Origin of the sequence: Psychrobacter sp. C 20.9, from assembly GCF_001921765.1 — a bacterium.
Lineage (GTDB): Bacteria > Pseudomonadota > Gammaproteobacteria > Pseudomonadales > Moraxellaceae > Psychrobacter > Psychrobacter piscatorii_B.
In genome coordinates this window covers 144,221-162,649 of sequence record NZ_MRYC01000001.1, presented here as the reverse complement: position 1 = coordinate 162,649, position 18,429 = coordinate 144,221, and the positions used below count along the sequence as shown (strand labels likewise).

Below are 18,429 nucleotides of genomic sequence, written 5' to 3'. Positions count from 1 at the left end.
AAAACTGAGCCATGTGCTCAGTTTTTTTTATGGCATTATATTTATGATGGTTCCCTAGTGAGGACTTGAATCTTAGCCTGTAGCTAAGCGATTTCAATAGTTATAGGCTATTGGGTTTAATTAGTGTACATCTGAGTGTACTTGATAAGATTAGCTTTGTGATTCTTTGACTAGGATATTCCCTAATAACCTAGTCTTTATTCATCCTCTGTCCTTATACCCAAGTTGTTACAACCTAATTGATATCCATTGTCACAAGCCTTGGAAAAGTACTTTTTCGCTATAACTGTATTTCGACGTACGCCTATGCCATTAAGATACATCATGCCAAGATTATATTGAGATCTAGCATCTCCTTGATTGGCGGCTTTTAGATACCACTTACCGGCTTTAGCATAATCCTGAGGAGCACCTTCGCCATAGCTATAGATTGTTCCAAGTTGGTATTGGGCAGGAACATATCCTTGGTCAGCGGCTTTTGTATACCACTCGATAGCTTTAGGATAATCCTGACGTACACCTTTACCCTCGTAGTAAGCGTTACCAATGTTGAATTGAGCCTCAACATCGCCTTGGTTAGCTAATTTCTGCCACGCCTCAACGACTTTGGCATCATTTTGACGCACACGCTCGCTCTTTCGATGTGGTACGCCATTGATGAATTTCATCGGACCAATCCCTTGGTTAACAGCTTTTGTGCGCCAATCGATATGCTTATCGTAATCCTCACGTGTACCTTTGCCATCGTAATTGTAGTAAGTTCTACTAAGTTCAAGTTGAGCCTTAGCATAGCCTTGATTAGCGGCTTTTGTGAACCATTCAATAGCTTTAGAGCGATCCTGCTCTACCCCTTCGCCATCGTCGTACATAATTGCAAGGTTATATTGAGCAAGATCATATCCTTGGTTGGCAGATTTTGTATACCACTCAATGGCTTTAGCGTTATCCTCGCGTGTACCTTCGCCCTCGTCATACATTACTGCAAGGCTATATTGAGCCTCAGCATCGCCTTGATTAGCTTGTACTGCAATGTCTTCAAATTCTTTTTCAACAGCTGATTTTACGGCTGAAACTACGTTTTGAGAACTACTTATTTGAGTAACAATGGCTTTATGACACCCTGTCAGCAGAATGCCAGTCAGTAAAAATGTTGCTAGCCTTTTTTTCATAGCTGTTCGTCCTGTTCGTTAATCAAGATAACACTACAATTTATCATTTACATGCCTATCGTGATGATCTTAAATACATTAGTAGATAGTATTGTTAGGCATACCTATGGCGAACCAATCAGACGCTCGCACTGGTTCGGTTCCCTATACAGGCATCGAACGTATTTCAGTGACAGATGTTATAGTAAAAAATTACTAAAATAGATCAGTATGAAAAAATGGTCAACTTACAGTCTTACGTTAGGTGATAAAGGTTTATAAATTTAATGAGAGATAACCTAGAAAATACTAAGTCAACACAGGAAAAGTCAGTTTATAAAAAAATTGGTTTAGGCATTTATATTATATTTGCTTTGATTTATTATTTTTTTATGAAAGATATGTTTCTTGATGGAACTTTTTTCCTTGTAGTAGGTATAGCGCTTCTTCTAATTATTATATTTAAGTTCTTTAAAGAACATGATTACAATTTAGGGGTTATAGCGTTTTGTATATATATTCTTATATTTGGTTCAGTTGATTTTTTCCAGTTAAATCAATTAATTTCAGCTGTGGCTGCTATTGTATTATTGATAATTATGATATTTGTACACTACAAATCAGTTGAAAAGGTTTAGGACTTGTTATACCAAAACTGTTTAAGCTTGGTATTTACTTTACTTTGGAACGATAGCAAGTTGACCTTTACTGTCAGATCCGTAAATAATAATTTGGGTGATTGTCGTTTTAAAAAATCTGATCTGCTATTTATTTCTATTAAGGTATACCTCAAGGGAACCAGCTATTTTATCCTTCAAACCTATTAACAGACCACTTAAAACAGACCGCTATAATATAGTCGAACCACTATTAAAATGTTACAGCGTTAGACTCGTTTAGCCTACTACTGTAGCACTTGCACTCGTCCGCCTTGTACCACTTTTAATATTGATTGACTATAGAACCACTTATAACAGACTATAATTCCTATCCATTTATCAACCAGTATCACCCTTTCAGCCATAGGCTTATCATTTAACTCGTATAAAAAATCAAACATAGCGCCAACACTGTCCTCGATACCTTGTCTTACTTTTATGCTAATTTGTTAGTACTTACTCATATCAATTAGACCATAAAAATAAGAAAAGGTTTCGCTAATGTCTACTGCTTCATCAACTGTTTTAGAGCCAGCTTGGTTTACGCGTCCAACCTGTGTGGTGGCCGCTGATTTGGTCGGTAAGGTGCTTTGTAGAAAGCTGATCGACAGCGACGGATCAGAAAAAGTTTTGCGAATACGTATTTCTGAGACAGAAGCCTATATTGGTCAAGATGACCCTGCCTGTCATTCGCATGCAGGAACGCGTACGGCACGCACTGAGATCATGTATGAGCAAGGCGGCGTATTTTATGTCTATCTGACATACGGCGTGCATCATATGCTAAATTTGATTAGCGGCTCTATAGAGTCACCTGAATCGGTGCTGATTCGCGCTGGATTTTTGACCGATGATAGCGACCGTCTGATTGATGAACAACATCTCAGTCCAAATAAGCAGCTGACTCACCCCAAGCAGTTTGCAGGGCCAGGTAAACTGACCAAGCGCTTGCAGATAACTCGCGATTTATATGGCAAACCGATATCGCCAGACTCAGGCGTTTGGGTTGAAGATGATGGTTGCCAGCCACCTGTATCAGTGCGTCCGCGTATCGGTATTGATTATGCTGGTGATGCTAAAGACTGGCTACTACGCTATATATGGACCGATCATCCTTCTTTATCTAAGAACTAGTAGATTGAGATTTAAATCTATTTTGTGAGGTAAGTTCATGTATAAGTTGACGGTTTTTATTCCTGATGAGGCCTTAGAGCAAGTAAAGTCCGCATTGTTTGCTGCTGGTGCTGGGAGTATTGGCGATTATGAACAGTGCTGTTGGCAAGTGCAGGGTACAGGGCAGTTTATGCCGTTAGCAGGTAGCGCGCCGCATATCGGTAAGCAAGATAGTTTAGAAACGGTCGATGAATGGCGAGTAGAGATGGTCGTCGATGACGCATTTATTACTGCTGCTGTCATCGCGTTAAAAGAGGCGCACCCGTATGAAACGCCAGCGTATGATGTGATAAAAGTCTTGGATTTTTAGTTTTATCTAGAAAAATATTAGCTTGTTGAGTGTAAGAATTCTCACAAAAAAACCAAATAAGCCACTTGATGACTTATTTGGTTATAATTTTTTTGATATTTCAACTGAGTATTAACAGTGAATATCAGACCCTAATAATCGATTAATCCTTTTTAATCTTAATGACATTGTAGCTTGGATAGCCCAGTTCGATTTTATAATCGTCGCCACCACGCTCAGCTTTGACCTTGATTTTACGGTCGCCCTTTTTATATTTAACATCTTTGACACGGTATCCCATGCTGCTAACTTTGTTGGCAGCTCGACGCTCGATAGCAGCTGAGTAGACGTTTTTATCCGCTTTTTTATGCTTGTCTTTGTGCTTTTTATGCTCTTTTTTATCTTTGTAGACGTCTCCATAGATATCGTCATATACACTATAGCCGCTAGGTGTGGTGACACAGCCAGTAGTTACCGCTAATAAAGTGGCGACAATACTGCCAGACACTACATTCTTTAGTGTTGAAGATGATAAAGCTTTCATAAAAATGTCCTCATAATCTACTATCGTTGGATAAAGATAGTTTTCTAATATTTCAGTAAAGGGGCATGTAGAACTGCTCTACTGACAGTAGTGTCAGCGTCATCAGTCTTTTTTAACGTTAATAACGTCTAAATTTGGATAGCTAAGCAATATCTCATACTCCTGCGAGCCGCGTCTGGCCTCAATGTCAAAGACACCACGCTTGTTTTTTTCTTCAAGATCGATATCTTCGACACGGTAACCCATAGATCTTACTTTATTGATGGCACGGCGCTTGATCGCTGGGTAACGTGACTCTCTTTTAATGCTGTCCTCTATATCACCTTTTTTATAGCGCTTGTCGTTCTTATATTTACCATTATCTTTATGCTTATCTTTTTTATAGCGGTCATTGTCTTTTTGATACTTGTTATCTCCCCAATTGTTCGACCATGATCTTTTATTTGAGCTGATGAGTCTTAGAGAAGGATAAGTATATGTTAGCTCATAGAGCTGATTATTCTTTTTGGCAAAAGCTGTCATTGCGCGATCGCCACGATAGCTATCAGAGCGAATGTCTATGACTTGATAGCCTTTGCGGCGTAAGTCTTGACGTAGCTGCTGGCTGACACGGTTGAAGCTATCGTTCTGCCGATTATTATCACCACGATATATGGGCTGGTTATCATAGCCAGGACCAACGACAGCACAACCGACAGTGGTACCCAATAGAGCAACGATAAGAACAGTAGATATGGCTGTCTTAAAGGAGAACGGCTTGAGAGTTTTCATGAGGCAATATCCTATAAGGTTTCAGAGAGCTTGCGATAAGAATGCTTATATAAGTCAAAGGTGGAAGGTTCTAAAATATGTTGATACAGCCATATTCAGATAGATGTTAAAGGTTACCATCACTGGAAAATCTATTTTTAGAAATGTTTTCTTACATTATCTATCATAGGATACAAAGCTTTATATTAAGTGTCATTTGCGTTAATAAGTTGTAATTATTGAGAATAATTAAATTGTTGTAAGCATATGCTTACATGCAATGACGTTTACGCGACTTAACATGAGAGTGAGAGTTAGGCATTATGGTTACACGGTATTAGGGAATGTGACTCAAGGATTGAGTTGGCCGCATTAAGGATAATGATTCAATTATTAGCATCAGGATGATAATAATAGTTGAAGTAAGGACACATACCCATTGCTGATAGCAGCAGTTAAAATTAGATGCTGTATGCAGTAATAAGGGCAGGATGCTCAGTATCACAATCACTGAATATTTGTGCAAGGATGCATAGAAAGCAGTCGTGATAGGTAACATGGATCGTTAACAATAAAACCGCATAATAATTTATTGCTATGCGGTTTTATTGTGTCTGGACGAAGCTAGTTATTCTTGTCAGTCGATATTAGCTTTTAGCTGATACAAAATATGAAATAAGAATTATAAAATACTGCGTCTTTAATTTATGATTTGTCTAATACAAAAAAACCGCATAAATTTCTATGCGGTTTTTATTTTATTTACTTTGAAAAAGACACTACTTATATTTCCCAAAGAAAATTTATTAGTAATTGTTTTCGCGGCGCCAGTCATCTACTTCGCGCTCAGCGTGATCTTGAGCATGGCCATAACGCTCTTGTATACGGCCAACCAGCTTATCACGGCTACCTTCAACTTGATCTAAATCATCATCAGTCAGCTCGCCCCATTTTTTTTTTACTGAGCCTTTTAGCTGCTTCCATTCACCTTTTAGAGTATTCTCGTTCATAGTTGTATTCCTTTTTCTTTAATTAATATGTGTAATATAATTTTTAATTGCTTTTCATGGTAGTTCTGTTTACTAATTAACAAACCTACTTATTTATTGATTTTCTTATTTTAGTAGTTCACAAGTATTATTGGCTGTTACCAATTATCTTGTGGTATTAAATATAGGACGTTTCAATTCAGCTGTCTGTATGTGCTATGTTTATAGTGTTACTTAATTATAGTGAGCGTGCATTATGTGTTATCTGTCAGCTCGCTGTAGTAGCAAAGCGTAAATTACGTCTGCCATGCGTAATAAAAATGCTCAAATCAATAATTGTCATTAAGTAAGAATAAGATAAAAAACCAATATTACGTAAAATATATAGCCTACGAATAAATAGCAGAAACCTAAAAATAGGTCATCTGCTTTTTTATTTTGCAATATAAGATAAGAGCCAGCTTGTTAAGATATAGTCAATCCACTATAAAAGCGTTACAGCGTTAACCTCGCTTGAAGTATGACAGATACATCTGCACTCGGTTGCCTTGTACCACTCTCAAATTGGATCAACTATACTCTGCTAGAGGTTAGCGAGGTAACGCTGGTAACGTTTGGTCAATTTGCTGAGACGGATACAGTCACTAAGTAGTGACAATATTGGCGACGCATTTGGTTTAGGTGGCTTTGCTTTACCCATACGCTGTAGTTGGCGCTTGATGACTGCCATGGTAGCAACGGCACTTAAGACCTTATCCTTCCACGAATTTGGCTATAGACTTATCGTTTAAATGACTATAACCTTATAGTCGAAACATAATTAGTAAAAGTTGTTGTGGGTTTAAAAATGACGAGTCTAAAAATAGTAATCAATATGTGACTATCATCACACTTTTTTAGCACAATAGCACTTCAGGTAAATTACTGGCGTGTTGACATAATCATTTATCGAGTAGGGATACCTCTATATTGAATGCATTAGCGCAAAATGAAGCCGCACCTATAGAGTCAAAACGTGAGCTGGCAAAAGCCAAGACGCGGCGTGCCTTATTAAAAAGTGCGTTACGGCTCTATAGTCTAGAAGGCGCTCAAGGCATGAGCATGAATAAAGTGGCTAAAGGGGCGGGTATTGCGCAGCCCAGTTTTTATAATCATTTTGAAAGCTTAGATGCGCTACAGAATGAGCTCAGCGCTCAGTTAAAAGACCACTATCTATCGCCAATGCGGCTGGCATGGGTCAATATGCTCAAGGACTATGATGTACTGACTAAGGATGAGTTTAATCAGCAGTGTCAACAATGTCTGATAATGATTTTTGATTCTGCCTTTCAGAATATTGCGCTATTTCAGCACTTACTCGAAGATCGTCCGCGATTCACTGCCGATATAGAGAACCAATCCTCACTCAATAATGGACTGGGTAATCTAGTCAGCGAAATACAAGAAGAGTGGACGGAGATATTTATTCAAGGATTGCAGCTATCCAATCGTTCTTGTGAACGCAGCGCTGTTAATCTTTGTGTGGATATGGCAGCCGCGCAAGTACATGAGCTGATACTAGGCTGTCATCAGCAGCGCTACTCGAGGGAGCAAGCGATTGCGACATTGAATATCAGCTTTGATACACTGTTCGCCAATTTTTTGCAAGGAAGCAATCATAGCGGCTCATGATATATCTCATGAAAGCTAGGATTTATAAAACATAAAAGGGAGTATGACTATGGGCACTACAGCGGCTAGCGCGACGGACAACGAACAAATCCACTTTAGAACCTGTACTTTATGCGAGGCGATGTGCGGCATCGAGATCAAGCACGATGGCGAAAAAGTCTTATCGATCAAAGGGGATAAAAACGATCCTTTTTCTCAAGGCTACATTTGCCCAAAAGCCACTGCTTTGCAGGATTTGTACGAAGATCCTGATCGTTTACGAGGGCCTGTTGAAAGAACGGCGGACGGTTGGAAATCGATCAGCTGGATTGAGGCGTTAGATAAAGTCGCTGCAGGTATCCAGTCCGTCCAACAAAAACATGGTCAAAATGCATTTGGGGTGTATTTGGGTAACCCGAATGTCCATAACATGGGTGGTATGTTGACCATTAAGCAGCTATTGACCAGCCTAAAGACGCGTAGTCGCTTTTCTGCGACCTCAATTGACCAACTGCCACACCATATCGTCAGCATGCATCTGTTCGGTCATATGCTCCGCATCCCTGTTCCGGATGTGAATCGCACGCAGTATATGCTCATCATCGGCGGTAACCCGCTGGCCTCTAATGGCAGTATCATGACTGCGCCCAACATGCGTCAAAAGCTCAAAGACATCAAAGCACGTGATGGCAAAGTGGTGGTGATCGATCCAAGGCGTACCGAAACCGCAGATATCGCCAGTGAACATCACTTTATTCGTCCAGCGACAGACGTATTATTGCTATTGGCCATGCTCAATGAAATCTACGCGCAAGGCTATGCCAAGGTAGATAGCCGAGTGGCAGGTTTGGCACCAGAGATTGATCGTATTGCATCATTTGCAGAAGGATTCACCCCTGAGTCAGTGGCAAATATTACAGGTATTACCGCCGCTGAAATCAAACGCATCGTCAAAGAGTTTTGTGAAGCCGAAAGCTCGGTCTGTTATGGCCGTATGGGTATCTCGGTGCAAGAGTTTGGTTTGCTCAGCCAATATCTGTCCATGGTCATCAATATCGTCACAGGGCGCTTAGATGAAGTGGGCGGACTCATGTTCCCCAATCCTGCTATCGATGTGGTCAATAGCTCGGGCCCAGGTTATTTGGGCAAACGCCATAGCCGCGTGAGCAATCTACCTGACTTTAATGGCGAATATCCAGTGGTTGCGATGGCGGATGAGATGTTGGTAAAAGGAGAAGGGCAGTTAAAAGGCTTTATGAGTGTCGCCGGTAACCCTGTCCTTAGCACACCAAATGGCGAAAAGCTAGATGAGGCCTTATCAGGGCTTGAGTTTATGGTGTCGCTCGATTACTTTGTGACCGAGACCAGCCGTCATGCCAACATTATCCTGCCGCCCGTCTCGCCACTCGAGCGTGACCATTACGACATTACGTTTAATGGTTTTGCTGTACATAACGTTGCCAAATACTCGCCTGCCTTATTTAGCAAAACGGAGAATGAGAAGCATGACTGGGAGATTTATCTAGAGCTTGCCGACCGTTTGGATAAAGACGCGCCAGAAGCAACGCAAAAAGAACGTGCCGCGACAAAAGCGTTTGGACCGAAATTCTTACTTGAGCAAGCTCTCAAGTACGGACCTTATAAAGACGTCACATTGGATGCGCTGATAGACAATCCACATGGTATTGATTTAGGAGCATTGCATCGTATGTTGCCGGAGGCGATCAAGCATGCCGATAAGCAAATCAATCTCAATGTTGATTTTTATCAGGCAGATTTGGCACGGGTCAAAGAAATGATGCAGCAATACAATGATCAAGAGATTTTGCTCATCGGACGTCGCCATGTACGTAGCAATAACTCATGGCTGCACAATAGTTATCGATTGGTGAAAGGTAAGTCTCGTTGTACGTTAATGCTGCATCCAGAAACGGCGGCACAGCATGGTATTGAAGACGGACAAGACGTGAGAGTGACCTCTCGCGTAGGCAGTGTGGTTATTGCAGCAGAGGTGACTGATGAGCTTATGCCCAGCGTGGTCAGTATTCCGCATGGCTTTGGTCATGGACGTAAAGGGGTGAAGCAGAAGATTGCGCAAGCGCATGCCGGTGTCAGTGTTAATGACCTAACAGACGATACCTTAATTGATCAGTTGAGTGGTAATGCCGCCGTCAATGGCGTGCCAGTGCAATTAGAGGCGTTGGGTGCTAACGCAGACAGTGTGGCTAATGCAGTATTAGAAAACTCAATAGATAGTGCAATCGCATAAGTTCAATTTTTTTAAAGTAAAAAGCAGGCGCTTACACGATGTAAGCGCCTGCTTTTTTATGGAGATAGTTTTTTTATAGTGTCTAGAGATTAAGTCAGCTGTTTGTACCCACAAAATCAAAATCAACGTTGGGCGTTTCACCTTGTATTAATAAGCTGATGGCTTTTGCAGAGCCGCAAGCATGCGTCCAGCCTAACGTGCCGTGCCCTGTATTGAGCCATAGATTGTCAAAAGTTGCTGATGTATTGCGACTGCCATGCTTGACTTGACCGCAGTGCGCGCGCCCAATCAAAGGTACGTTCGATGGGGTCATGGGGCGCAGTCCTGTCCAATATTGCACAGAATTTGCGATGATACCTTTTGGAAATAATTGCTGCACGCGACGAGTAATGGCTTCACAGCGCATGGCATTTAGGTCCAAATTATAACCATTAAATTCTGCGGTGCCTGCCACTCGCAACTTATCACCCAAACGTGAAGTCACCAGCTTAAACTCATCATCAATCAAGCTCACAAAAGGCGCTAAATGCGGCGCTCGTGGATTGACCATATAGGTGGCTGAATAGCCCTTTGCTGGAAAAATAGGCACGCGAATATCCAATGGTTTTAACAGAGGAGCGCTATAACTGCCTAGCGCGATCACATGATTATCAGCAGTAAAGGTTTGCGCATTTTCGCCTTTTGGGCGAATGGTAATACTATGCACATGCGGACGCGCAGAGTGAGCGTCAGTATTAAGCGCTAAGATCTCAGTATCATATAAGAACTGTACACCCGCATCAATGCAGCGCTGTGCGAGTCTTTGTGTAAATAGGTGCGCATTACCAGATTCGTCACGGCTGGTATAGGTTGCACCAGTGAGTTTATGCGCAATCGGGTAGAGGGCAGGTTCCAAGTTAACGGCATTATTGATATCAATCACTTGGCGCTCACAACCAAGCGCTTGCATGCGCTCAGTGGGTTCAATCGCCGCATCAAACTCAGCTTGGCTGGTGTAAAAGTGCATGATACCGCGTGTTTGCTGCTCATACTCGATACCGATGTCTGCGCGTAGCTGTTGTAAGGCGTCGCGAGAATATAATCCTAAGCGTACCATTTGCACCAGATTGGCATCGGCACGATCAGCGCGGCACTCTTGCAAAAACTGCATCGCCCATTTGAGCTGATCCTTATCCGCACGCAGACGGAATAACAGCGGTGCATCCTCTTTAAACAACCATTTGAGCGCTTTCATCGGGGTGGCAGGATTGGCCCACGGCGTCGCATGAGAGACCGATATTTGACCACCATTGGCAAAAGACGTCTGCATCCCTGCCGCCGATTCGCGCTCGATCACAGTCACATCATAGCCTGCTTGACGTAGATACCATGCGGTGGTCACGCCCACCACGCCTGCTCCGAGTACCGCAATATGTGTCATGGGATTCTCTATGCTCATGTTAATCATGACGGCAGCCGTGTATTAGCTTGCCATCACCGTTGCTGCGCCGCCTATTTGTTTCAGCTTGCTTTTACTTTGGGCGCGCAACATCCACCTGCAATGCGGCTGGCAAGTCCAATATATTCAAATCGCTTTCTGCCAAGTGTTCAGGACGAGCAACGACCAGTGCAGTAAAGCCATTGTCATTTTCTATCGCATTCACCACCTGGATTTTATCGAGTTTGTCGCCTGCTACGGGGAGCGCGCCTGTGCCTTTGACATAATGCAAAAACGCTTTGGGCGCTGATTTAAAATAAATACGGGCGATGACTTCTTGGCCCAAGTAGCAGCCTTTATCATAGTCCATACCGCCACGTTGATGCAGGCGCAGCTCTTGCGGTTGGAACTCGCCTTGAGTCGCCGCGACAATCCAATAGTTACCAGTGGCGATACTGCACGCCATCCAATCCTGCGTGTCTTTAGCGGTATTGTGATCGTCCTTATGGCTAAAGGTTGGTTCGTCTGCTAACACACACGGATAAATCGCGATCGACTCACTGGTATCAAATTTAGAAAACGCGCCAAACTTTTTTAAATGAGCTTGTAAGCCATCTGCACAATCGCTGCTGATGACCACATCATAGTGCTTCTCGGCTTGTTTCTTAATCCAAATACCAAATTCAATACGACCTTTTAGATTACAAATAGCGGCTGCCTGATAGCTAAGCCCAAGTTTGGTGACATCACAAGTCAATTGCCCTTGCAAGAATTTTTCGGCATCCTCACCTTGAATGGTCAACTGCGAAAACTGCGGCAATGCTGAGGGGTTTGGAGACTGAGTCATTGTTATTATCCTTCTGCTTAATAATTAAAATATATAGATGAAATCGAAGCGATAAAAGTTATAGGTGCGCTTTAATATAGACGCTGTTGTTACTGACAGAACGTGTCAGCAAAAATGTAAATAAGGTTAAGAAGAGTACCACAAAAATGGTGTCACAAAAACGTCATCAATAAGTGGGGCGCTTCAGTGTGGGTTAAGCATTAAATTGGGCGTAGTGCGCCATTTTCAACGGTACAAATTGGTTAAAAATGGCGAGTTACGGTACAATATCCGCTCTACAATAAACCCAACGTCTGATGACTGCCGAGGATATGATGAGCTTACCAAATTGCCCAAAATGTGATGCTGAATATACGTATGAAGATGGTGCGTTACTGGTATGTCCGATGTGCGCTCACGAGTGGACGGCGGCTGAGACGGATGCGGCACAAGCGGAAGAGCAAGATGCCGTCATTCGTGATGCGGTTGGCAATGAGTTACAGGATGGCGATGCGGTGACCGTCATTAAAGACCTCAAGGTTAAAGGCTCTTCACTTGTCATTAAAGTTGGAACTAAAGCGAAAAGTATTCGCCTATTGCCAGACGCAACCGATGGTCACGATATTGATTGTAAACTTGACGGCTATGGCCCAATGAAGCTCAAATCTTCTGTCGTCAAAAAAGCGTAAATTGTAAAAATGTCTTGAAAGATTCGATAATAAACAAATATAAGACTGACGACATTTAGAAAATACAGAACTGATACAATATAAAACCTATAAATAGAGAATAGCTATGAGTACTAAAAACGAACAGCTTTTTGCGCAAGCCCGCAAACATATTCCAGGCGGCGTTAATTCACCCGTTCGCGCCTTTGCAGGGGTCGGTGGTACGCCAATCTTTATGCACCGCGCCAATGGTAGCAAGATTTATGACACCGAAGACAATGCCTATATTGATTATGTGGGTTCTTGGGGCCCAATGATTTTGGGTCATGCGCATCCAAAAGTCATCGACGCTGTCAAACAAGCCGCCGATGACGGCTTGAGCTTTGGAACACCAACCCCGTTTGAAACGACGGTCGCCGACAAGATTTGTGACATCGTCCCGAGCGTTGAGATGATTCGCATGACCAGCTCGGGGACTGAGGCGACCATGAGCGCGATCCGTCTGGCACGCGGCTATACTCAGCGTGACAAAATCGTCAAGTTCGAAGGCTGCTACCATGGCCATTCAGACAGTCTGCTTGTCAAAGCAGGCTCAGGCATGCTCGATATCGGTGAACCAACGTCTAAAGGCGTACCAGCCGATTTTGCGAAGCACACGATCACGATTCCTTATAATGATCCACAAGCGATCAAAGACTGCTTTGAAAAATGGGGCGACGAGATTGCTTGCGTGATCTTAGAGCCGATCGCTGGTAACATGAATATGGTAATCCCAACACAAGAGTTTCATGATACGTTGCGTACCCAGTGTACGGACAATGGCGCAGTATTGATTTTTGATGAAGTGATGACAGGATTCCGCGTGGGTCTGGGCGGTGCGCAGGCACACTTCGGTATCACGCCTGATTTGACCTGTTTTGGTAAAATCATCGGTGCAGGCCTGCCAGTTGGTGCGTTTGGCGGTAAAGAAGAAATCATGTCGTGCATCGCACCGCTTGGCGGCGTTTATCAAGCGGGTACGTTATCAGGCAACCCGCTCGCCATGCGTGCTGGTATTGCGATGTTTGAAGACTTAACAGCAGAAGGTTTTTACGAAGACTTAGCTGCCAAAGTCGATCATCTGGTCGATGGCTTTCAAGCGGCGGCGGATAAGCATGGCATCAATCTGCGCACCAATAAATTGGGCGGCATGTTTGGTATGTTCTTTGTCAAAGACGCTGATACCAAAACCCCAAGTAACTTTGATGATGTGACAGAGTGCGACATGGACGTGTTCAATACCTTCTTCCATGGTATGCTCGATCGCGGTATCTACTTGGCGCCGTCAGCATATGAAGCAGGCTTTATGTCTATCAAGCACAGCGATGCAGACATCGATGCCTCAATCAAAGCCGCTGACGAGATATTTGCAGAAATGGCAACAGCGTAGTTTAGCCATTTAAGCGATTGACTCGTTAAGAATAAGCGACTGACTCGTTAAAAAGTGGCAGTCTAGAAAACCAGCAAGATCATTCTGTGATTTTTGCTGGTTTTTTTATGGATATATTATTTATGATACTTTTGCGAATAATATGACGTATTCCTGAAAATCGTTTTTATAGTGGACAGCGTGACTGATGCTTATACATTTCTTACCTGTGCGTCCAAAAAATAGACAATGAGTTATGATATTCTGAGGCAAACCTGAATAATTAAGCAAGGATGCAAACGAATGAGTACCAGCCCTTCTAGCCACACCGCACCACTATGGCAAGCCACTTATGACCAATACGGATTAGAGAATCATTTGGATGTATTGGAAGATAAGCAAAATCTGATGGACTTACTACAACCAAAAATTGAAAAACATAGTGAGTTGCCAGCTTTTAGTATGGGGGCGGCCACGCTCACTTTTGGGCAGCTAGATATAGCCAGTCGACGTTTCGCGGCTTTTTTACAAGCGCAAGGTGTCGAGAAAGGCGACCGTATTGCAGTACAACTACCAAATATATTGCAGTATGCCGTGGTATTGCTGGGTTGCCTACGTGCCGGTGTGGTACTGGTCAATGTCAATCCCATGTACACCCAATATGAATTGGCGCATCAGCTCACAGATGCTCAAGCCTGTGGTCTAATCGTACTAGATGGCATGAGCACGGCTTATGAGCAATTAGAGGACACCGTCAAAGCGCAGTTAGCGTGGGTGGTCAGATGTTCTATAGATCCTAGCATTGATGATAATGATATTGCCTTGCTCAGTCAAATTGGCTCAGTACAATCTTCGAACACAGATGAGCAGATACATGCCTCGACCGAGTCATCACTTGAGTCATCTCAGCACAACATAACGTTTGCCCATATTATGCAAACCTATGATGCAAAAGGGTTCAAAGCCGTTACGATTGAACGTGAAGATTTGGCGCTACTGCAATATACAGGCGGTACGACGGGCAAGCCAAAAGGCGCCATGCTGACTCATTACAATGTCATGGCCAATGTCTGCCAGTGCTATGCAATGTTTGGCAAGATGATTGAAGCCAATTGTAGCGAGCAGATTAAAATGCTCAATCCTTTACCGCTTTATCATATTTTTTCGTTTACAGTCTGCGGCTTGCTTTGTCTTTATGGCGGCTGGGAAGATATATTGGTCACCAATCCACGTGATATCGATGGTTTAGTAAATACCATTGAACAGCATCGACCTCACGTTATCCCTTCTGTGAATACCTTATTCATTGGTATGCTGCATCATCCAAAATTCGCCAATCTTGATTTTAGTCGTCTAGCGCTATCTATTGGTGGCGGTACAGCGATTATTAAAGCCGTCTCGGATCAGTGGCAGCAAGTCACGGGTATGATTATTAGTGAAGGCTATGGTATGTCTGAGACGTCGCCCGTTATTTCTTTCAATCCGTCTGGCATTACAGCGTTCAATGGTAGCGTTGGATTGCCGCTGGCTTTGACAGATATCCAGATTATTGATGAAAATGGGAACATATGCCCAGTAGGTACAAGAGGAGAGGTCTGTATCAAAGGGCCTCAGGTCATGCGCGGTTATTGGCAGCGAGACAATGCCGATACTTTTACCTCAAATGGCTACTTTAGGTCAGGTGATATTGGCGTTATGAATAATGAGGGGTTTTTGACGCTCGTCGACCGTAAAAAGGACATGATACTGGTATCAGGATTTAACGTATATCCTAACGAAGTAGAGGCTGCACTGACTGAACACCCTAAAGTGCTCGAAGTCGCGGTAGTCGGGGTGGCAGATGATCATAGCGGAGAAGTACCAAAAGCATTTGTGGTCAAAAAAGATACAAATCTCACCGTAGAGGAACTACAAGACTTTGCGAGCAAGCGTCTAACTGGTTATAAGCGTCCACAGTCCTATGAGTTCATCGATGAGTTGCCTAAGACGGCGGTCGGCAAAATATTACGTAAATCCTTACGATAAAAAATGTGGCATGTCGCTCATAGAAATGAGCTGACATCAACGACGCTATCCATATCAGTAAAAACTGGGCGGCTCAAAATAGTCGTCCAGTTTTTTTATTATTCAACTTATATGACGACTACATTTTATCGTGCTTTATCAAACTTGCGATCTTTTAAGCTCAAATTGCCACGCAGGACATCGCCATACATCCGAAAATCACTAGCAAAACTTTTTAGCGGAAATTTAAATGAGGCGGGTTTGTTTTTTTCAAAGAAAAAATGCCCGACCCAAGCGCAGGTATATCCTGCTGCGATACCTTTTATTAACGGCTTTACCGAGCCAGTTTTGATAGACTTTGCCAATCCTAACAAGCCAAAGCTGCTACCTGCGAAATGCAAACGGCGACAAGCCATGTTTTGATGCTCATCCAAATAAAAATCATAAAATGTCTGTTTGGGCGGCGTTTCGGTTTTTATCATGTCCGTTCTGCTACTGTGTGCTCCAGCCGTTTTGCTGATGTCTTTTTTGGTGGTCTGACTCATGCGGTTAGCGTCCTTGCTAGTGAGTTGATCGACTATCCATTGTCGGCAGTTTTTAGGTAAATAATTGATGGATTTCGATGTGATTTATACCGATGTAAAAGCAGTAAATAACGGTTTTTTATCACAATATTATGAGCTTTCAATGTAGCAAACCGATATTACTAACACAAGCGTTAGATGTAGGCTTGGTCATTAGCCTTTGATAGAGTGGTTTTACACTTTTGCTATGATTTTGCGGCGCTTGCGCGTATTTAGGATAAATGCTTTAATGGCAAAATGGCCCAGATTTGTGTGGCGGCTGCTTTTTCTATACCTATGATTTTATATCTATGTCGTACCTGATTTTGTTAAACTACACACTCTCTCTAATACGGTGACAACTTGCCTTATGCCTACTGACTATCTTACAAACCCGCCACTCGGCGATGATGAAATGATGGCAGCCATTGATATTGGTTCCAACAGTTTCCACTTAGCCATTGCCCGTCTTGATCATGGGGAAGTGCGCAAAGTAGTCTCTATGTCTGAAAAGGTACAGCTCGCTGCTGGACTGGATGAGCATAAAATCTTGAGCGAGACAGCTGAACAGCGTGGTCTGGATTGTTTGAGTCGGTTTGTGGCGCGTCTGGATTCTGTACCGCCAGAGCGTATTCGTGTGGTTGCGACCAACGCCTTGCGCCAAGCCAAAAATGCCAACGATTTTATTGCAAAAGCCAATAAAATTTTGCCAAAACCTATTGAGATTATCGCTGGTCGCGAAGAGGCACGATTGATTTATTTGGGCGTCTCGCATACCAATGAGAGTAGCGACAAGCGCTTGGTTATTGATATCGGTGGTGGCTCGACGGAATTTATTATCGGTCAAGAATTCGATCCTTTATTGACGGAAAGCTTACAAATGGGCTGCGTCGCATTTACACAGAAGTACTTTGCTGATGGACTCATTACCAAAGAGGCTTTTAACAATGCCATTTCAGGCGCGCGCAAGGAAGTACTGGCAATCAATGGTCGTTACCAAAAGACTGGTTGGAGCAGCGTGGTCGGCTCAAGTGGGACGATTAAAGCGGTGCGTAACGTCCTTGTGTCCAAAGGCTGGGCCGATGAGCAAGAACGCATTACTTATAAAGGCGTCAAGAAACTAGAGCGATTGCTGCTTAAGATTGGCAATATTGATGATATTGAGTTAGAAGGCGTCAAAGACCACCGCAAAGCCGTATTTCCGGCAGGTGTGGCCGTGTTGCGTGCGGTGATGAAGGTACTAGGCGTTGAAACCATTACCTACTCAGATGGGGCGTTACGTGAAGGCGTGATGTATGATATGCTGGGGCGTTTTGCGAGCGAAGATGTGCGTGACCGCAGTGTGCTCGCGCTCATCAAGCGTTATTCAGGCGACAAAAAGCAAGCCAAACAAGTGGTAAAAACCAGTCGTAACCTGTTTGAGCAAGTAAAAGAAACGCTTGCCCTAACAAGCGATGACTGTGACTTACTCAGACGTGCCGCGTTTTTGCATGAGATTGGCCTTGCAATCAGTCATAGCAGTTATCATAAGCACAGCGCCTATTTGCTTGAGTATTCTGACATTCCAGGGTTCTCGCAAGTAGATCAAAAGCGTATGGCGCAGCTAATGCTCAATCATCGCCGTAAGCTCAAAGCCGATATGTTCGAGCAGACCTGTCAGATTGGCGGAAACCAGCTCGTCTATCTGTGCTTGCTATTGCGTCTTGCGGTACTCGCGCATCATAGCCGTAGTGATTATAAACTGCCAGAGCTGGAATTAAAGGTCATCAGTGATAGCGTCTGGCAAATCACGGTTGCTGATAGCAGCGAGCATTATGCGTTTTTGGTTGCTGATTTGCGCACAGAGATTGAGCAGTTTGCCAAATGGGGCGTGCAGCTTAGTGTGGTAGAGGCGCAAGCAACTGAACCGTTACCATTGTCAGTATCGAGTTAAAGATTAACGTAACAAAAGCAGTGCTGTCGATAATGTCATGCCATATAAGATGTGCTACTATAGCTTCTACTCAGTTTACAACTGTACTTTCATTATCTGAACACCGATAACGATATTATTCTTAAACATAAATACATTA

16 protein-coding genes are annotated in these 18,429 nt (G+C 43.1%); 9 read left to right on the top strand and 7 right to left on the bottom strand.

The window, feature by feature from the left end; all coding sequences use genetic code 11:
• Positions 1-197: 197 nt before the first annotated feature.
• A complete protein-coding gene (locus BTW00_RS00730) occupies positions 198-1,169 on the bottom strand; it encodes a tetratricopeptide repeat protein (protein ID WP_143506456.1) in 972 nt (323 codons plus the stop codon).
• A 266-nt stretch (positions 1,170-1,435) separates the two neighbouring features.
• Between BTW00_RS00730 and BTW00_RS00725 the strand changes: the two genes are divergently transcribed.
• The 3 genes from BTW00_RS00725 (at position 1,436) to BTW00_RS00715 (ending at position 3,290) form a co-directional block, all read left to right on the top strand.
• On the top strand, positions 1,436-1,786 hold the full coding sequence (locus BTW00_RS00725) for a hypothetical protein (RefSeq protein ID WP_075105786.1): 351 nt from the start codon (positions 1,436-1,438) through the stop codon (positions 1,784-1,786).
• A gap of 522 nt (positions 1,787-2,308) precedes the next feature.
• On the top strand, positions 2,309-2,941 hold the full coding sequence (locus BTW00_RS00720) for a DNA-3-methyladenine glycosylase (protein WP_075105785.1): 633 nt from the start codon (positions 2,309-2,311) through the stop codon (positions 2,939-2,941).
• Positions 2,942-2,978: 37 nt separating this feature from the next.
• Complete coding sequence (locus BTW00_RS00715; RefSeq protein ID WP_071002521.1) at positions 2,979-3,290, top strand: NGG1p interacting factor NIF3; 312 nt, start codon at positions 2,979-2,981, stop codon at positions 3,288-3,290.
• 142 nt (positions 3,291-3,432) lie between these two features.
• On the opposite strand, the gene BTW00_RS00710 is transcribed toward BTW00_RS00715, so the two are convergent.
• The 3 genes from BTW00_RS00710 to BTW00_RS00700 all read right to left on the bottom strand — a co-directional run bounded on the left by BTW00_RS00710 (position 3,433) and on the right by BTW00_RS00700 (position 5,573).
• The gene (locus BTW00_RS00710) at positions 3,433-3,813 is read right to left on the bottom strand and encodes a hypothetical protein (RefSeq protein ID WP_075105784.1); all 381 of its coding nucleotides are present in this window, start codon (positions 3,811-3,813) and stop codon (positions 3,433-3,435) included.
• 102 nt (positions 3,814-3,915) lie between these two features.
• Positions 3,916-4,584, bottom strand: a complete 669-nt coding sequence (locus BTW00_RS00705; RefSeq protein WP_075105783.1) for a hypothetical protein — start codon at positions 4,582-4,584, stop codon at positions 3,916-3,918.
• 785 nt (positions 4,585-5,369) lie between these two features.
• A complete protein-coding gene (locus tag BTW00_RS00700; RefSeq protein WP_075105782.1) occupies positions 5,370-5,573 on the bottom strand; it encodes a CsbD family protein in 204 nt (67 codons plus the stop codon).
• A 948-nt stretch (positions 5,574-6,521) separates the two neighbouring features.
• Here BTW00_RS00700 and BTW00_RS00690 point away from each other — a divergent pair.
• Both BTW00_RS00690 and BTW00_RS00685 read left to right on the top strand, forming a co-directional pair.
• On the top strand, positions 6,522-7,223 hold the full coding sequence (locus tag BTW00_RS00690; RefSeq protein WP_075105781.1) for a TetR/AcrR family transcriptional regulator: 702 nt from the start codon (positions 6,522-6,524) through the stop codon (positions 7,221-7,223).
• Positions 7,224-7,272: 49 nt separating this feature from the next.
• On the top strand, positions 7,273-9,471 hold the full coding sequence (locus BTW00_RS00685; protein WP_075105780.1) for a molybdopterin oxidoreductase family protein: 2,199 nt from the start codon (positions 7,273-7,275) through the stop codon (positions 9,469-9,471).
• A 94-nt stretch (positions 9,472-9,565) separates the two neighbouring features.
• On the opposite strand, the gene BTW00_RS00680 is transcribed toward BTW00_RS00685, so the two are convergent.
• Together BTW00_RS00680 and BTW00_RS00675 are read right to left on the bottom strand one after the other, a co-directional pair.
• A complete protein-coding gene (locus tag BTW00_RS00680; protein WP_075105779.1) occupies positions 9,566-10,891 on the bottom strand; it encodes a D-amino acid dehydrogenase in 1,326 nt (441 codons plus the stop codon).
• Positions 10,892-10,982: 91 nt separating this feature from the next.
• Positions 10,983-11,735 carry a folate-binding protein YgfZ gene (locus tag BTW00_RS00675; RefSeq protein WP_075105778.1) on the bottom strand — a complete coding sequence of 251 codons (753 nt, stop codon included), beginning with the start codon at positions 11,733-11,735 and terminating at the stop codon, positions 10,983-10,985.
• A 314-nt stretch (positions 11,736-12,049) separates the two neighbouring features.
• On the opposite strand from BTW00_RS00675, the gene BTW00_RS00670 reads away from it, so the two are divergent.
• From BTW00_RS00670 to BTW00_RS00660, 3 genes are all read left to right on the top strand, one after another.
• Positions 12,050-12,403: a zinc ribbon domain-containing protein YjdM gene (locus BTW00_RS00670; protein WP_058025320.1), complete on the top strand. Its 354-nt coding sequence runs from the start codon at positions 12,050-12,052 to the stop codon at positions 12,401-12,403.
• A gap of 106 nt (positions 12,404-12,509) precedes the next feature.
• Positions 12,510-13,811, top strand: coding sequence for a glutamate-1-semialdehyde 2,1-aminomutase (gene hemL / locus BTW00_RS00665; protein ID WP_075105777.1), 1,302 nt, complete (start codon positions 12,510-12,512; stop codon positions 13,809-13,811).
• Positions 13,812-14,093: 282 nt separating this feature from the next.
• Positions 14,094-15,815, top strand: a complete 1,722-nt coding sequence (locus tag BTW00_RS00660; RefSeq protein WP_075105776.1) for an AMP-binding protein — start codon at positions 14,094-14,096, stop codon at positions 15,813-15,815.
• Between the two features lie 125 nt (positions 15,816-15,940).
• Here the strand turns inward: BTW00_RS00660 and BTW00_RS00655 are convergent, their stop codons facing one another.
• Positions 15,941-16,276: a DUF962 domain-containing protein gene (locus BTW00_RS00655; RefSeq protein WP_075105901.1), complete on the bottom strand. Its 336-nt coding sequence runs from the start codon at positions 16,274-16,276 to the stop codon at positions 15,941-15,943.
• Between the two features lie 451 nt (positions 16,277-16,727).
• On the opposite strand from BTW00_RS00655, the gene ppx reads away from it, so the two are divergent.
• On the top strand, positions 16,728-18,290 hold the full coding sequence (ppx, locus tag BTW00_RS00650) for an exopolyphosphatase (RefSeq protein WP_075105775.1): 1,563 nt from the start codon (positions 16,728-16,730) through the stop codon (positions 18,288-18,290).
• The last annotated feature ends 139 nt before the right edge of the window (positions 18,291-18,429 follow it).

Coding starts and splice junctions, on each gene's coding strand:
- ppx (WP_075105775.1), top strand. CDS start 16,728: ATGCCTACTGACTATCTTACAAACCCGCCACTCGGCGATGATGAAATG.
- BTW00_RS00725 (WP_075105786.1), top strand. CDS start 1,436: ATGAGAGATAACCTAGAAAATACTAAGTCAACACAGGAAAAGTCAGTT.
- BTW00_RS00675 (WP_075105778.1), bottom strand. CDS start 11,735: ATGACTCAGTCTCCAAACCCCTCAGCATTGCCGCAGTTTTCGCAGTTG.
- BTW00_RS00720 (WP_075105785.1), top strand. CDS start 2,309: ATGTCTACTGCTTCATCAACTGTTTTAGAGCCAGCTTGGTTTACGCGT.
- BTW00_RS00655 (WP_075105901.1), bottom strand. CDS start 16,276: ATGATAAAAACCGAAACGCCGCCCAAACAGACATTTTATGATTTTTAT.
- BTW00_RS00710 (WP_075105784.1), bottom strand. CDS start 3,813: ATGAAAGCTTTATCATCTTCAACACTAAAGAATGTAGTGTCTGGCAGT.
- BTW00_RS00660 (WP_075105776.1), top strand. CDS start 14,094: ATGAGTACCAGCCCTTCTAGCCACACCGCACCACTATGGCAAGCCACT.
- BTW00_RS00670 (WP_058025320.1), top strand. CDS start 12,050: ATGAGCTTACCAAATTGCCCAAAATGTGATGCTGAATATACGTATGAA.
- BTW00_RS00700 (WP_075105782.1), bottom strand. CDS start 5,573: ATGAACGAGAATACTCTAAAAGGTGAATGGAAGCAGCTAAAAGGCTCA.
- BTW00_RS00680 (WP_075105779.1), bottom strand. CDS start 10,891: ATGACACATATTGCGGTACTCGGAGCAGGCGTGGTGGGCGTGACCACC.
- BTW00_RS00715 (WP_071002521.1), top strand. CDS start 2,979: ATGTATAAGTTGACGGTTTTTATTCCTGATGAGGCCTTAGAGCAAGTA.
- BTW00_RS00685 (WP_075105780.1), top strand. CDS start 7,273: ATGGGCACTACAGCGGCTAGCGCGACGGACAACGAACAAATCCACTTT.
- BTW00_RS00730 (WP_143506456.1), bottom strand. CDS start 1,169: ATGAAAAAAAGGCTAGCAACATTTTTACTGACTGGCATTCTGCTGACA.
- BTW00_RS00705 (WP_075105783.1), bottom strand. CDS start 4,584: ATGAAAACTCTCAAGCCGTTCTCCTTTAAGACAGCCATATCTACTGTT.
- hemL (WP_075105777.1), top strand. CDS start 12,510: ATGAGTACTAAAAACGAACAGCTTTTTGCGCAAGCCCGCAAACATATT.